The sequence below is a fragment of the Pseudomonas sp. 2725 genome, assembly GCF_050434585.1.
Classification (GTDB): domain Bacteria; phylum Pseudomonadota; class Gammaproteobacteria; order Pseudomonadales; family Pseudomonadaceae; genus Aquipseudomonas; species Aquipseudomonas jessenii.
Genome location: NZ_JBNDIV010000003.1, coordinates 131826 through 145975 on the forward strand (window position 1 = coordinate 131826; position 14150 = coordinate 145975).

General features: G+C 62.5%; 13 protein-coding genes. 4 read left to right on the forward strand and 9 right to left on the reverse strand.

Going from position 1 to position 14150, the window contains the following annotated elements; genetic code table 11:
- Positions 1-134 precede the first annotated feature (134 nt).
- The 4 genes from ABIE16_RS08515 (at position 135) to ABIE16_RS08530 (ending at position 1238) form a co-directional block, all read left to right on the forward strand.
- The gene (locus tag ABIE16_RS08515) at positions 135-314 is read left to right on the forward strand and encodes a hypothetical protein (protein WP_057715012.1); all 180 of its coding nucleotides are present in this window, start codon (positions 135-137) and stop codon (positions 312-314) included.
- Between the two features lie 216 nt (positions 315-530).
- Positions 531-656 carry a hypothetical protein gene (locus tag ABIE16_RS08520; protein WP_258536466.1) on the forward strand — a complete coding sequence of 42 codons (126 nt, stop codon included), beginning with the start codon at positions 531-533 and terminating at the stop codon, positions 654-656.
- Positions 657-771: 115 nt separating this feature from the next.
- A complete protein-coding gene (locus ABIE16_RS08525; RefSeq protein WP_057716614.1) occupies positions 772-984 on the forward strand; it encodes a hypothetical protein in 213 nt (70 codons plus the stop codon).
- Complete coding sequence (locus tag ABIE16_RS08530; protein WP_057715011.1) at positions 981-1238, forward strand: hypothetical protein; 258 nt, start codon at positions 981-983, stop codon at positions 1236-1238. The genes ABIE16_RS08525 and ABIE16_RS08530 overlap by 4 nt, the downstream gene beginning before the upstream one ends.
- Before the next feature lie 114 nt (positions 1239-1352).
- Here ABIE16_RS08530 and ABIE16_RS08535 read toward each other — a convergent pair whose 3' ends face one another.
- From ABIE16_RS08535 to ABIE16_RS08575, 9 genes are all read right to left on the reverse strand, one after another.
- Entirely contained in the window at positions 1353-1949 is a 597-nt protein-coding gene (locus ABIE16_RS08535) for a glutathione S-transferase (RefSeq protein ID WP_429520882.1), read from the reverse strand.
- Positions 1946-5587, reverse strand: a complete 3642-nt coding sequence (locus ABIE16_RS08540; protein WP_429520883.1) for an AAA family ATPase — start codon at positions 5585-5587, stop codon at positions 1946-1948. Before ABIE16_RS08540 ends, ABIE16_RS08535 begins: the two co-directional genes overlap by 4 nt.
- A complete protein-coding gene (locus tag ABIE16_RS08545; RefSeq protein ID WP_429520884.1) occupies positions 5584-6828 on the reverse strand; it encodes an exonuclease SbcCD subunit D C-terminal domain-containing protein in 1245 nt (414 codons plus the stop codon). The genes ABIE16_RS08540 and ABIE16_RS08545 overlap by 4 nt, the downstream gene beginning before the upstream one ends.
- 308 nt (positions 6829-7136) lie before the next feature.
- The gene (locus ABIE16_RS08550) at positions 7137-8786 is read right to left on the reverse strand and encodes a BatD family protein (RefSeq protein WP_429520885.1); all 1650 of its coding nucleotides are present in this window, start codon (positions 8784-8786) and stop codon (positions 7137-7139) included.
- Positions 8783-10516 carry a VWA domain-containing protein gene (locus ABIE16_RS08555; protein ID WP_429520886.1) on the reverse strand — a complete coding sequence of 578 codons (1734 nt, stop codon included), beginning with the start codon at positions 10514-10516 and terminating at the stop codon, positions 8783-8785. Before ABIE16_RS08555 ends, ABIE16_RS08550 begins: the two co-directional genes overlap by 4 nt.
- Entirely contained in the window at positions 10513-11595 is a 1083-nt protein-coding gene (locus ABIE16_RS08560; RefSeq protein ID WP_429520887.1) for a vWA domain-containing protein, read from the reverse strand. Before ABIE16_RS08560 ends, ABIE16_RS08555 begins: the two co-directional genes overlap by 4 nt.
- Positions 11588-12082 carry a DUF4381 domain-containing protein gene (locus ABIE16_RS08565; protein WP_057715004.1) on the reverse strand — a complete coding sequence of 165 codons (495 nt, stop codon included), beginning with the start codon at positions 12080-12082 and terminating at the stop codon, positions 11588-11590. Before ABIE16_RS08565 ends, ABIE16_RS08560 begins: the two co-directional genes overlap by 8 nt.
- Complete coding sequence (locus tag ABIE16_RS08570; protein ID WP_218496037.1) at positions 12079-13023, reverse strand: DUF58 domain-containing protein; 945 nt, start codon at positions 13021-13023, stop codon at positions 12079-12081. The genes ABIE16_RS08565 and ABIE16_RS08570 overlap by 4 nt, the downstream gene beginning before the upstream one ends.
- A gap of 5 nt (positions 13024-13028) precedes the next feature.
- Entirely contained in the window at positions 13029-13988 is a 960-nt protein-coding gene (locus ABIE16_RS08575; RefSeq protein WP_057715002.1) for an AAA family ATPase, read from the reverse strand.
- Positions 13989-14150 lie beyond the last annotated feature (162 nt).

Sequence of the window (14150 nt, forward strand, 5' to 3'; positions counted from 1 at the left end):
GCCTGCCTGCTTTTATCAATGACGCTGATATCTGGTACTGCTACAAAGCATTTCAAGGCACGAACCCTCGAGGGTTAAGTTTGCTTCACGGCCCCACCGGGCAAGCAAGCCAACCGAATCCGAGGAATACTGCCATGAACTTCAACATCTTCTCTGTCATCGCCGCTTCCGCCATTTCCGCCACCGTTGCGCTGCCAGCCAGTGCCAACGTTGAAATCAGCGACAAAAAAGCCCACACCCAGAGCTACACCCCGAAGTACCTGCAACAGAGCGCCAACTTCTACGCCGCGCTGGATCACAAAACCCAAGCCTGAACGTCAGCCCTGCCTTTATGCAGGAGCGAAGTCACTGATGATCGAAGACCCTGATGTTGAAAAACAGGTGTTGAAAACGATCAGAGTGATGTCGCTCCTGCATAACGCATTTGCGACAGCATCATTTTGCCATCAATGTCGCGCTTGATATCACATTGCCATACGTTTAAATTGACGCTGATTTTTTGACTCCTCCTCACGGCAAGGATCGACAGCATGGTGACGCGTCTGGCATTGGTTCTACTTTTTCTCTATTCCACCCCCATTCTGTCGGCAGCCGACCCTGTTCCGGGTGAGCCGGATGCTGCGCGCGAACGCTTGATGAGTTTTATTGAAGACTGAAATAGTCTGGCTTAATGATCAATGAAGTTGATGGTCACTATGGATATCCCTGAGTGGTTAACCAGGCTTTTTTGATCGATTCTGTGGGCATTGAAACATGCCTGCGGAGAACATCATGGCCAGCGCAATTCTCACTTCTGCCAAACACGGCGCCTATGTGGCGATCGGTCTTTACCTTGCCATGGTGCTGCTGGTCAGCCTTTCAGCGCAGTCGCAATCCACCTTCGAGGCGCCGATCCAGGTCGCTCATCCCGGCATCCAGTTTGAACACCGTGCGCAAAACGCCAGCGTTGATCAGGCCGAACTCGCAGGAGTCGTCGGCGCATGAAAGGGCACAGACTCTGGGTCATCGCTTTCCTGGCGTTCATGACCAACGGATCCTCCCTGTTGGGGATCGGACAGGGCTCGGCAGGCTCGGTGGCACGGGCCATCGAAGCCAACCACAACATTGCCCGCAACATCGAAAACGCCAATGCCCAGGGCATGCTGGCCGGCAATCCACCGATCAGGAGTGAAGGTGTGGTTTTCGGCCCGTTCCAGGTCGATTGCTCGGCCATCGGGATGTGTCAGGTTCTGGCCTGAGTCTTCGACGCACCACGGACCTTTGTAGGAGCCAGCTTGCTGGCGATGGTGTGTCAGGCACCACAGCGTCAACTGACACACCATCGCCAGCAAGCTGGCTCCTACAGGGGATGGTTATTTCTTCATGATTGATGTGAACAGATCCGACTCCAAAAGCCGCTGTAGCCATGCCTGCAAGCGCAGGTAAGGGGTCTGCCCGAACCAATCGCGATCGACATGGGCGAATTGCCGTACGAACGGCATCAACGCCACATCCGCCAGACTTGGATGGTCCGCCAGCAAATAGTCGCGGCCTTCCAGCAACTGATCCAGCCTGCGCAGGAACACCTCACCCTCGCTGCGATAAACCTCCATCGGCTGCTCGGGATAACGCTCGGCGTACTTGTAGCGATTCAAGTGCACCTTGAACACCTGATCGTTCTGTTCAATCAAAGGGGCGATTTGCTCCGCTGCGACAGGATCATCCTTGAGCAACCAGTCCTGCGGATCGTTCTGAGCCAGGGCCCAGCGCATGATGTCGAGGCTTTCGTCGATCACCCGGCCATCGGCGCTGAGCACCGGTACCGTGCCTTTGCCCGACAGTGCGAGCATCTCGGCGGGCTTGGCCTTCAGGCTGACTTCGACGATGTCCACGGCCACTCCCGAATAACGCAGGGCCATGCGTGCGCGCATGGCGTACGGGCAGCGGCGGAAGGAATACAGCGTGTTCATTTCACCTCCAGGGTACTCAGGCCGTTGCCCTGGCGCTGGACCTGAATCTGCACCGGAATCCGTTCATGCATTTCCTGTACGTGGGAAATCACTGCGACCTTGCGGCCCTGGGCCTGCAAGCCGTCGAGGGCATCCATGGCCAGTTGCAGGGATTCGGGATCGAGGCTGCCGAAGCCTTCGTCGATGAACAGCGACTCGATTTTCAACGTGCTCGACGCCATTGACGCCAAACCGAGGGCCAGCGCCAGCGACACCAGGAAGGTCTCGCCACCGGACAGTGAGTGCACCGAGCGCAGTTCGTCGCCCATTTCCGTGTCCATCACCAGCAACCCGAGCATGCTGCCGCCGCGCTTGAGGCGATAGCGGCGCACCAGTTGGCGCAATTGCACGTTGGCGTGATGCACCAGCAGGTCGAGGTTGTAGGCCTGGGCGATCTTGCGGAAGGTGTCGCCGGTGGCGGAGCCGATCAACGCATTCAGGCGTGCCCAGCGTTGATACTCGTTGTAGGCGTCGGCAATCTGCTGCGCCAGGGCCTGATTGGCGTTCTGCCGGCGCTGGTCCTCGGCCTGCTCGGCGCGCAGTTCGGCGCAGTGTTGCTCGCTGGCGGCAGCGAGGTTTTGCAGGTCGATCAGCGCACTGGCCAATTGCTCGGCATCGAGATTGCCGTTCTGTTGTGCCTGATGATTGAGCAGGTGTTTGTTGCGCTCCTGTACCAGGACGTTGGCCTGTTCGATAGCTTTCTCGCTGTGCTGCAAGCGCTGGCGCAGTTCGCTGACCTGGGTGTCGTCGACGCTCAACAGGTTTTCGAGGCCGCCGTCATCCAGCTCGGGATGACGGGCACGCCAGTCGCCGATCTTGCCGGCGAGCTCAAGTTCTTCGCCTTCCAGTGCATGCAAGCGTTCCCGCTGGGCCTTGAGCTCGGCGGCGATTTGCACTGACTGCGTGACGACGCTTTGCAACGTCTGCGCAGTGCTGGCTTCGGCGCTACGCGCCTGTTCCACGGTCTGTTCCAGTTGCTGCTGCCAATGCTCGGCGCTGCTGTGTTCGCCGAGTAATTGCCCGAGTGTGTGCTGGCTCGCCTGTTGCTGCTCGGCCAGCCCGGTGAATTGCTGTTCGGCGGCCTGCAATTGCTGCACGCGGCTTTGCTGGCGATCCTGTTCCTTCTCCAGGTGTTGCTGGCGCTGTTGCTGCTCGGCCAGTTCTTCCTTTTGTTGTTCGAGTTGCGCCAGGCGTTCGGCGATCTGCCGGTCGAGCTGCATGAAGGTCGCGGCCGGTTCGACGCGCAGCGCTTGCAGGGTTTCGGCCGGCAGCAGGTTGGCGAATGCCTTGAGTTCTTCGTCCAGACGCTGGCGGTCGTTGTTCAATTCGCGCTGTTGATTGCTCAGGTGCTGGGCCGCTTGCTGGTGCGCGGTTTCGGCATGGCGCAGTTGCTGGGTCAGGCGTGCGGCATCCTGTTGCAGGGTGAGCAGCGCGCTCTGCCGTTGCTCGTCCTGGCTGATGCTTTGGTTGAGCTGACTGTTTTGCTGAACGAGCCAGGCATCGCGTTTGGCGGGATCCTGGTTCAGCAGTTGGGCCGCCAGCGGGTGCGCTTCCAGGCTCGGTGCGAGGGCTTGCTGCTGGGTCGCCAGTTGCTCCTGCTGTTGCAGCAGTTCCTTTTGCTGGGCGATCAGCCCGCCGACTTCGGCACGCAGGTCAGTGAGTTTTTCCTTGAGCAGGTCGACGGCCTTTTGCGCGTTGGCCTGTTCGCTTTCATCAAAACGACCGAGGCTTTGCAGCAGGGCTTCGGGCTGATGATAGGGATGCTCGTTGCTGCCGCAGACCGGGCATGGCTGATCGTCCTGTAACTGCGCGCGCAGCTCTTCGACACTGGCACTGCGCGCCAGACGCTGACGCTCCAGCAGTTCGCGAGTGACGTTGAGGGTCTGTTCGGCAACGCTCAGATCAGCCTTGGCCTTGACCCCGTCCTGGGTCAGGCGTTCGCGCTCCTGCTGCGCGGTGAGCTGGCGCTGTTGCAGCTCGGCGCTGCGTTTGTCCAGGTCCTGCTGGCTGGCCCACAGGCGCGCAAGGTCTTCGACGGCGCGCAGTTGCTTGCGGTTGTCCTGCAACAGGCTACCCAGGATGCCGATCTGTTCGGCGACGGCATCCGGTTCGGCACCGGCCTCCTTGAACAGCACCTCCAGTTGCTGCTTCTGCGCGGTGAGCGCCTGGTCGGTGCTCGCGGCGTTTTGTTCGAGGCTGGCCAGTTCGGCCTGGCCCTGATTCAGTCGATTGCCGATCAGCATCAACTGTTGCAGCCGGTCGCGATAGGCATTCCAGGCATCGCTCAGCGGTGCCAGATGCGTGCTTTGCTCAAGCCCGGTGGCGATGCGCTGCAAGTCCCCGGCGCCTCGGGCTTGCTGATCGAGCAAGGTCTGAATCGTGCCCTGACCCTGGGTGCAGGCCTGTTGCGCCTGTTGCCTGGCTTCGGCGCTGAGGGCGGTGTCCTTGGCCAGGCGGGCGAGGGTGCTTTGGGCTTCAAAGGCCTGACGCAGCAATGGCGCGCTGTCGGCTTGTCGCTGTTGGGTTTCGCTCAAGGCGATCCGGGCGCTGCTCAGCTGGTGCTCAAGCAGCGTCTGGCGCTCACCGAGTTCGCCATGTTGCTGCGTCTGCAAGGCAATTTGCGTCGCCAAGGGTGTCAGCAGCGCGTCAACCTCGGCTTTACGGGCGAACTGGTGCCGTTGCGGGGCCAGCTGTTCGAGACGGGTGAGCCTCAACCGCTCGCTGGCCAAGGCCTCCCAGTGGGTCTGCGCCGATTGCAGTTGTTCGCTGGCGGCCAGATGCTCGTCCTGCAATCGACGCAGGTCCTTGAGCCAGGTGTCCTGCAGTTCAAGCTGCTTGAGTTGTGCCTGTTGGGTCTTGAGTTGTTGCTGCGCCTGGCTGAAGCGCTCATCCAGTTCCGCGCGGGCTTCGGGTGACAGCGGCGTTACCCCGCTGGCCTGATCCTGCAGCAGCTTGTGCGTCTCGCGGGCCTCCTTGGTCTTGTCGAAGGCCCGACGACCGAGGCGAGTGTAGAGCGCGGTGTCGGTGAGTTTTTCCAGCAGTTCGCTGCGGTCGTTGTCGTCGGCCTTGAGGAACGCGCTGAACTCGCTTTGCGCCAACATCACCGCGCGGGTGAATTGTTCGAAATTCAGCCCCAGCGCGGCTTCGAGCTGAGTCTTGTATTCGCCTTTCTGGCTGGCGAGCAATTGATCCTGATCGATGTCACGCAAGCTCTGGCGGCTGGCCTGCAGCTTGCCAGCGGCCTTGTCCCGGGCGCGATTGGCCTCCCAGCGGGCGCGGTAGCGGCGGCCGTCGACGCCGACGAAATCCACTTCCGCATAGCCTTCACCCGTGCCGCGACGTAGCAGGGTGCGTGGGTCGCCAGTAGCGATTTCGCCGTCGGCGTCCGGCACCTTGGCGTCGCGCCCGGTGTTGTTCAGGCGCGGTACGGCGCCAAACAGCGCCAGGCACAGGGCATCGAGCAAGGTGCTTTTACCCGCGCCGGTGGGGCCGGTGATGGCGAACAGTCCGGCACTGGCCAGGGGTTCGGCAGTGAAGTCGATTTCAAATGGCCCGGCCAGGGAGGCGAGGTTTTTCAGGCGGATCGCGAGGATTTTCATGGTTGTTCGCTCTCCATCTGCACGTCCTGCAACAGCTCGGCAAAGTCCTTGAGGGTCTGCTCGTCGACCTCGCTGCCGTAGTTGTCCTGCCAGGCGCGGCTGAACAGTTCCTGAGGCGTGAGTTGGTCCAGTTCGATCAGCGTGCTGCCTTCGTCGGCACCGTCACGGCCGCCGTTGCCGGCGTACTCGGCGGCGATGCGCACCAGGCGCACGGCCTTGCCTTGCAGGGCGGTTTCCACTTGATTGCGCAGGTCGGGCTGCGGTTCATCGAGGCGCACCCGCACCTCCAGCCATGGCTGGCGCTGGATGTCCGCCAACAGGTCGATGTTCGGCAGGTCCGCCAGTTGCAGCAGAATCTCGCTCAATGGCGCCGGGCCGATGCGTTGCAGGTTGACCGCGCGGGGGATCAGTTTCGGCTCGACGCTGAGCAGGGTTTCGCCATCGAGTTTGATGTCGAGGATCTGGTGCTGATAGCTGATCTCGGAGAACGACAACGGAATCGGCGAGCCGCTGTAGCGGATGCGCTCCTCGCCGTTGACCTTCTGCGGCTTGTGCAAGTGACCGAGGGCCACATAACTGATGCTCGGCCCGAACAGGCTGGCGGGCAGGGCTTCGGCATTGCCGATGATCAGGCTGCGCTCCGAGTCTTCCGACACAGAACCACCCGCCATGTGTGCGTGGCTGATGGCGATCAGCGCCTGGCCTTTCTTGCGCTTTGCGTTCGCCGCCTCGATCAGCCATTCATGGACCTGGCCAATGCCACGCAGGTAGTTGTCGCCCAGATGCGCGCCGGTGACTTCGGCAGGGCGCAGGAACGGCAGCGCCAGGCACCAGGCGACGGTTTTGCCTTTGGCATCCGGCAGCGGCAACAGCAAGCGCTCGGCATCCAGTTGCCCGTCATCCAGCCACAGCACACGACCGAGCGCGTGAGTGCGCAAGCGGCGCATCAACGGCGCGGGCAGTTCGATCCGCGAGCCGGAATCGTGGTTGCCGGCAATCATCACGATGGTCAGCAACGGCTGCTGTTCGTGGGCGCTGACGATGAAGTCGTAGAGACGCTCCTGGGCTTTGACCGGCGGATTGACCGTGTCGAAGATATCGCCGGCGATCAACAGCACATCCGGCTGGTCGAGCTTCAATTGACGCAACAGCCACTCGAGAAAACAGCCGTGTTCGAAATCGCGATCCTGGCCGTGCAGGTTCTGCCCGAGGTGCCAGTCGGAGGTGTGAAACAAGCGCAAGGCGAACTCCGCTACAAAATAGGTAATGGCCGCGTGAAAAATGAAGGCGGCGAAAGGGGGAAGAGTTTACTGGTAAACCGGTCGGGAGTGGTTGCACACCAAACTTCTTATGGCAGGGAGTTCTGTGGCGAGTACGGCTGCCTGTGGCGAGGGGGCTTGCCTGTGGCGAGGGGGCTTGCCCCCGTTGGGCTGCGGAGCGGCCCCAGGTTTTTCCTGGTACACCGAGCCGCCCGGATTTACGGCCGCTTCGCGCCCGAACGGGGGCAAGCCCCCTCGCCACAAATGCATCTTTGTCGCCAGGCCGCTGTTTACTTGGGATAAAGCGGCGGCAACCCACTGTCACCGGCAGGGTCCTGAACCCGTTCGGCCATCGGGATCGCCTTGATCGCCCGCCACAGTTCGTCACCTTGCCAGTACTGGCCGGTTTCGCTGTACAGCGCGCCGTTCAGGCCGTCGAGGGCGTCGGACAGAGGTACGAAGCGGGCGGCCATGTCGGCCAGGGTTTCCGGCTGCTGGCGGGCCCAGGCGTCGAGAGCCTGGCGGGTGGCGTGGGAGTCGTTGGCCTGGCAGGCGCGCTTGAGGTCGTCGAGCACGGTGCGCGGGCTCGGGCCGGTTTGCGCGACACGCGCCACCGCCGGTTGCCAGCGGGCACGCCACCAGAGGCCAAAGCCGAGCAGGGTGGTGCAGGCCAGGATCAAGGTACTGAGCTTCCAGCGCCAGAGTGCTTCGCTGTCGACGCTGGCATCGACCGGTGAGGCGCCGGCCGGGGTGTCGGCCAGCAGGCTCGGATTGGCCACCACGTGCAGCGTGCGAGCAGGCAGGCTGCTGTGTTCCAGATGATCTTCGAAGGTGTTCCACCAGACCACGTCGACGGTGGGCAGCTCGATGGCGCCGGTCCTTGTCGGCACCAGGGCCTCGCGGTCTTCACGACTGCCGACCAGGCCGCGTTCGCTGTTCTGGTTGCCGAGCACCGGTTGATCCGGGTAGCGGCGCAGGCCGCCGACGTCGGTGCCGGGCAGCGGTGGCAGTTGGGTGCTGGACAAGCCTTCGGCCTTCACCGTCAGGCTGCGGGTCAGCGAATCGCCGACCTGAGTGTGATCCGGCTCCGGGTTCCAGATTTCGCTCAGGGTCAGGCTGCGGGCAGGCAGCCAGGGCGCGTCGACCGGATAGGTGAGGGGTTTGGCCTTGACCGTCAACAGCAGTTCGGCCGAGGTGACGCGCATCAGCTTGCCGGCTTTTGGCCCCTGGGCTGCGTCCTGTACCGGTTGTGGGTCGACCAGCGCGGCGTTGAAAACCTGTGCCGGAATGATCAGTTCGCCGCTGTGTTGCGGGTAGATCGCGTAGCGCATTTCGATCACGCCATGGCGCAGGCCGTCGATGTCCTTTTCGTAGGTGCGTGAGTCGCCCAATTGTTCGATGCGTGCGTCAGGTATCTGCAAGGGTGGCAGGCTGCTGTCGTCGTACAGCGACACCGAATGGTAGATGCGCAGGGTCAGGACTGCCTGGGCCTGCACGTACACGCTGGTTTGATCGAGGCTGGCATCGATGAACACCGCGGCCCGCTGGTTCGGGTTGTCCGGTGTTGCGCTCTCGACCACTTGCAGGGTGATCGGCTGGCTCTGCAGTTCCCCCAGTTGCAATGACGGAATCACCACGCTGCCGTTTTGCCGGGGCAGGAGGGTGACGATCCAGCGGGTGGTGGCCTGGTTTTCTCCGCTAAGGGTGTTCAGCTGGTTGACCTGGCGTGTGCCGCGCACTTCGAACAACGGCTCCAGCGCCGCCAGGTCCGGTTTGCCGAACTGAGTGACATCGCTGGATTCCAGGGTCAGCTCGACCGTCTCGCCTGAGCTCAGGCGACTGCGATCAACACTGGCGACCAGTTCTGCTGCCTGTGCCTGAACGGTGCAGAACAACAGGCCATGCAGCAGCGCGAGCAATAAAACGGTGAAGCGGGTCATCGAGTTTCTTCCTGATCCTGATGTTGTTGCTGTTCGTACCAGAATTTGCGCCTGAGCAGTTCACCGGGGTCATCCGGGATCTGTCGCAGCCATTGCTCCAGTGCCTGGCGCTGCTCACCTTCGATGCTGTCGGTGGCCGGGCGCAAGGGCGGTGTGGTGTGTTGTTCGTCACCCAGTTCGCTGCCCGGAACCTCGTTGCCCCCCGGTTTCGGCGGTGTGGTGGGTGGTTGTTCCTCACCCGGGCGGGCCGGTTGCCCCTCGGTTTTCGGTTCGCCGCTGCTCGAGGGTTGAGCGGCGACACCGGGCGGTGGCTCCGGCGATTCGGCTTCGGGCCGGGCGTTGCTGGCGGCGTCTGGCTCAGGAGGAGTATTTTTCTCCTTGAGCAGGCGTTCGACCAGCGCCTTGTTGGTCAGTGCCGGACGCAAATCCGGTTGACGTTCCAGTGCCTGTTCGTAAGCGTCCAGGGCTGCCTCCAGCTCACCGCTTTTGGCCAGGGCATTGCCTCGATTGTAGTGGGCGTGGGCATCGTCGCCTTCGGCAAACCGCTCGGCGGCGCCTGCGTAGTCGCCGGCCTCATAGAGCGCCACGCCTTGCCACTGATGGCTTTCGAAGCGTCGGGAGGCCTCGGCGGGGCGCTTCTGCTTGAGTAAATGCAAGCCTTGTTGATCTGGTCGCAGCCAAAGGTCCGCGAGGTCGAAGGCGTAGCTCGGTTGAGGCAGCGCCAATAGCAGCGGCAGGCACAGCAGCCAACCGCGACGCCCCGCGCAGGCCGCGAGCAGCAGCAGTGGCAGCAGCAGCCAGTACCCCTGATCGGCCCAAGTGTCCAGGCGCAAGGTCTGACCGTCGTTGCGCAAGTGGCGTGGACCGTCGAGCAGGCCAAGGGCGTGCAGGTCGCTATCGTCCAGGCGCGCCTGGCGATAGCGGCCATCCAGGTCGTTGGCAAAATTTTTCAAGCCGGGCTCGTCCAGGCGCGGCACAAGAATGGCGCCTTGTTCATCCTTGAGGAAGCTGCCGTCTTCCTGGGTGATCGGCGAGCCTTCGGCGGTGCCGATGCCGAGCATCAAAAATTGAGTCGATTTGCCGTTCAGCGCTCGACGGATGCCCAGTCGCTCCTGGTCGGTCAGGGACGATCCAATCAGCAGGATCCGGCCATCGCCCAAAGCAGCCTGTTCGAGCAACGCCAGGGCCTTGAGCACCGCCAGATCGGCGCGATGACCGGCCGCTGGCATCAACGACGGTTTCAGTGCATCCAACAGATTGCGGCTGGTGGAAAGATCATCTGACAGCGGCACCAGTGTGTGGGCACTGCCGGCGTAGACGACGATGGCGGTTTGCGCGTCGCTGCGAATCTGCAGCAGATCAAGCACCTTGCGTCGTGCCTGTTCGAGTCGGTTGGGTGTGACGTCGGTGGCGAGCATTTCCGGGGTCAGCTCGAGAATCACCACCAGCGGATCGGCAGGCTTTTGACTGGTCTGCTCGACACGCTGCCAGCCCGGACCCAGCAGGGCGAGCACGGTCAACAGCCACGCGAGACCGAGGGCGATCCAGGGCAATTTACTGTCACGTCCACTGCCACCGCTGAGCAATGTCGTGTGAAACGCCGCAGGCAGGATCATTTGCCAGCGCCCGGCGCGCTTCTTGCGGTGCCAGAGTTGCCAGAGCAACCAGCCAAGCACCGGCAGTAACAGCAGCCACCAGGGGCGGAACCAGTACGGCCACAGCGCACTCATCGGCGCCTCCGCAGGCGCAGGCGTTTGAGACGCTGGCGCCAGTCAGGCAGCAATTGCGTTTGCAAAAACAGATCCCTGGTAAACAGGCGTTGCACGGGGTTGTCCGGCCAGAGTACGGGGGCCAGCAGCAGCATGCTCAACCACAGCGCCAGGGCCAGCGGCCAGTGATACAGCGCTTGGGCCGGGCGGGCCTGGGTCGGTTGCTGGGCCACGGGCTCCAGTTGGTCAAGGGTGTCCTTGATTGATTGCAGTTCCTTGCCATCGTGGGCGCGGAAGTACTGGCCGCCGGTGACTTCGGCGATGGCCTTGAGGGACGGCTCGTCGAGGTCCAGGCTCGGGTTCACGCCGAGGAAACCCACGGAACCGCTTTGCTCTGGATCGGCGCCAATGCCGATCGGATAGATTTTCACGCCTTCCTTGGCCGCCAGCCGGGCGGCGGTGAACGGGTCGATTTCACCGCCATTGTTGGCGCCGTCGGTGACCAGAATCAGCACGCGACTTGTTGCCGGACGCGAGCGCAGGCGCTTGAGGGCCAGGCCGATAGCATCGCCGATGGCGGTGTTTTTGCCGGCAATGCCGATGCGCGCTTCATCGAGCCAGACGCGCACGGTGTGGCGGTCGAAGGTCAGCGGCGCCTGCAGGTAGGCCTGGCTACCGAACAGGATCAGGCCGACCCGGTCACCTTCGCGGCTTTCGAGGAAATCGCCGAGCAGGTGCTGGACCAACGCCAGTCGGCTCACTTCTTCGTCCTGCCACTGCATGTCAGGGAAGTCCATGGAGCCGGAAACGTCCACCGCCACCAGCAAGTCACGGCCACTGGCGGCAATCGGCAAGGGTTCGCCGAGCCATTGCGGGCGTGCCGCCGCAACCAGCAGCAACAGCCACAGCACTATGAACGGTGCCTGCTGGCGCCATGCTGGCAGGTTGGCCCGGGCGCGACGCCCGGCGAGGCCTTCCAGGTCGCTGAGGAAACTGACCTTGAGCGCCGGTTCGCCACTGTCGGCCACCGGCAAGACGATGCGCATCAGCCACGGCAGCGGCAGAAGGGCAAAAATCCACGGCCAGGCGAACTCAAACATGCTTGCGAATCCATGTGTCGACGGCCTGGGTCAGGCCAGCGATGGCCTTGTCGTCGAGTTTGCATTCGGGTTTGTAGGCGCCTTCGACCAGCACCATCCAGCGAGTCAGGCCAGCGGCCGGGCAGCGATTGTCGAGGAACGCCAGCCATTTTCGCCCGTTGAGGGTGTGGCTCTGGCTGTAGGGGTAGTGGTTGCGGCACAGGCGTTTGAGCAAACCGTTGAGTTGCTGCAGCCAGGCACCGGCCGGCGCACCGTCGTAGGGTTTGGGCATCAAGGCCAGCTCCGCCAGGGCGGCAAGACGCACCGGGTCAAGCGGCTGTTCTGCACGCACCACGGGGCGCCTGTCCGGAATAAAACGACGTAGCTTCCACAGGCCCAAACCGATCAGCGGCACCAACAGAAGCAACAACCACCAACCCGGTGCCGGAGGCCAGAATTCCACCGGTGGCGGGGATATCAGTGGTTGCAGTTGATCAAGGCTGCTCATCGACCTTTCCCTGGTTTCTGTGGGTTCAGGTATTCGCGCAATTGCTCGACCATCTCGCTCTGAGTGCTCAACGGCATCATCAGCACCCGCAGTTTTTGCGCGAGCAGCTCCCAGCGCGCGATACGCACTTCAGCCTGGGCCCGGTAAGCCTGGCGCAGGTCGAAATTCAGCGTATCGAGTTCCAATTGCGCTCCGCGCTCGGCGAAACGTAAAAGGCCGGCGGCGGGCAGGGCATGATCCAGCGGATCGGACACCGGCAGCAGCAACAGATCGCAATGACGCGATAACAGGCTCAGCTGTTGCTCGGCGCTTTCCGATAGCGCGCGTTCGTCGCAAATCACAATGACAAGGCTGCCCGGACGTGACACCTCACGCGCTCGGCGCAAGGCAATGCCAAAGGCGTCGCGGTCCGGCTCGCCCTCGGTGGTCAGCGACCGGTTGACCCGCACCAGCCGGTTGAGCAACTGCAGCAGGCTTTGCTTGCTGCGCCGAGGCTTGATTTCATAGTGCTCATTGTCGCCATACACCAGCCCGCCGACCCGGTCGTTGTGGCCCAGGGCTGCCCAACCGATCAGGCTCGCGGCCTGGGCGGCGAGCACCGACTTGAACATCAGGCCCGACCCGAAAAACAGCCGGTGGCTTTGTTCGACCATGATGAAAATCGGTCGCTCACGTTCTTCGTGGAACAGTTTGGTGTGAGGCTCCTGGGTGCGCGCGGTCACACGCCAGTCAATGGTGCGCACATCGTCGCCGGCCTGATAGACCCGCACCTGATCGAAGTCGACGCCACGCCCGCGCAATTTGGAATGGTGCAGGCCGATCAGCGGGCTGCGTTGGCCAGGCGTGGAAAACAGCTGCACTTCGCGCACGCGATGGCGCATCTCGATCAGGTCGGCGAGGCTGACACGGATGCCCGGCTCGGGCGGCAGGCTGGCGTTCATCGGGGTCAAGCGACGGCTACGACGTCGAGAATCCGCTGGACCACACGGTCCTGATCGATGCCAGCGGCTTCGGCTTCAAAGGAAAGAATGATGCGATGGCGCAGCACGTCGAACAGCACGGCCTGGATGTCTTCCGGGCTGACGAAATCACGCCCGGCCAGCCAGGCGTGGGCGCGGGCGCAGCGGTCCAGGGCAATCGAACCTCGGGGACTGGCGCCGTAGGCGATCCACTCGGCCATCTCCGGGTCGAATTTGGCCGGGGTGCGGGTGGCCATGACCAGTTGTACCAGGTACTCCTCCACGGCGTCGGCCATGTACAGACCGAGGATTTCCTTGCGTGCGACAAAAATCGTCTGTTGAGTAACCCGACGCTCAGGCTTCGCTTCGCCGTTCAGGGCTTCTCCACGGGCTTGCTGCAGAATCCGGCGCTCGACAGTGGCATCGGGAAAGCCGATTTTCACGTGCATCAGGAACCGGTCAAGTTGGGCTTCCGGCAACGGGTAGGTGCCTTCCTGCTCGATCGGGTTCTGCGTGGCCATCACCAGGAACAGCGGCGACAGCTCGTAGGTGCTGCGCCCGACACTGACTTGCCGCTCGCCCATGGCTTCGAGCAAGGCCGACTGGACCTTGGCCGGGGCGCGGTTGATTTCGTCCGCCAATACCAGGTTGTGGAAGATCGGGCCTTGCTGGAACACGAAGCTGCCGGTTTCCGGGCGGTAGATTTCCGTACCGGTAATGTCGGCCGGCAACAGGTCAGGAGTGAACTGGATGCGGTGGAACTGCGCTTCGATGCCTTCGGCAAGTTCTTTGATGGCTTTGGTCTTGGCCAGGCCAGGAGCACCCTCGACCAGCATATGGCCGTCGGCGAGCAGGGCGATGAGCAATCGCTCGATGAGTTTTTCCTGGCCGAGAATCTGCGTTGAAAGAAAGGTTCGCAGCGCTAGCAGCGCTTCACGATGTTCCATCGATGACTGTTCCTGCAAAAGGGTGGCCGAGGACGTTCGAAATGCGCCAGGGCTGGGGGCGTTACTTTAATCCATCGCGGGGGGTGGCGACTAACGGCATTTTGCGCAAAGTGCGGGAAAAGATGGGTGAAATTGTTGGAGGTTCGTTCCATTTCAGTATTG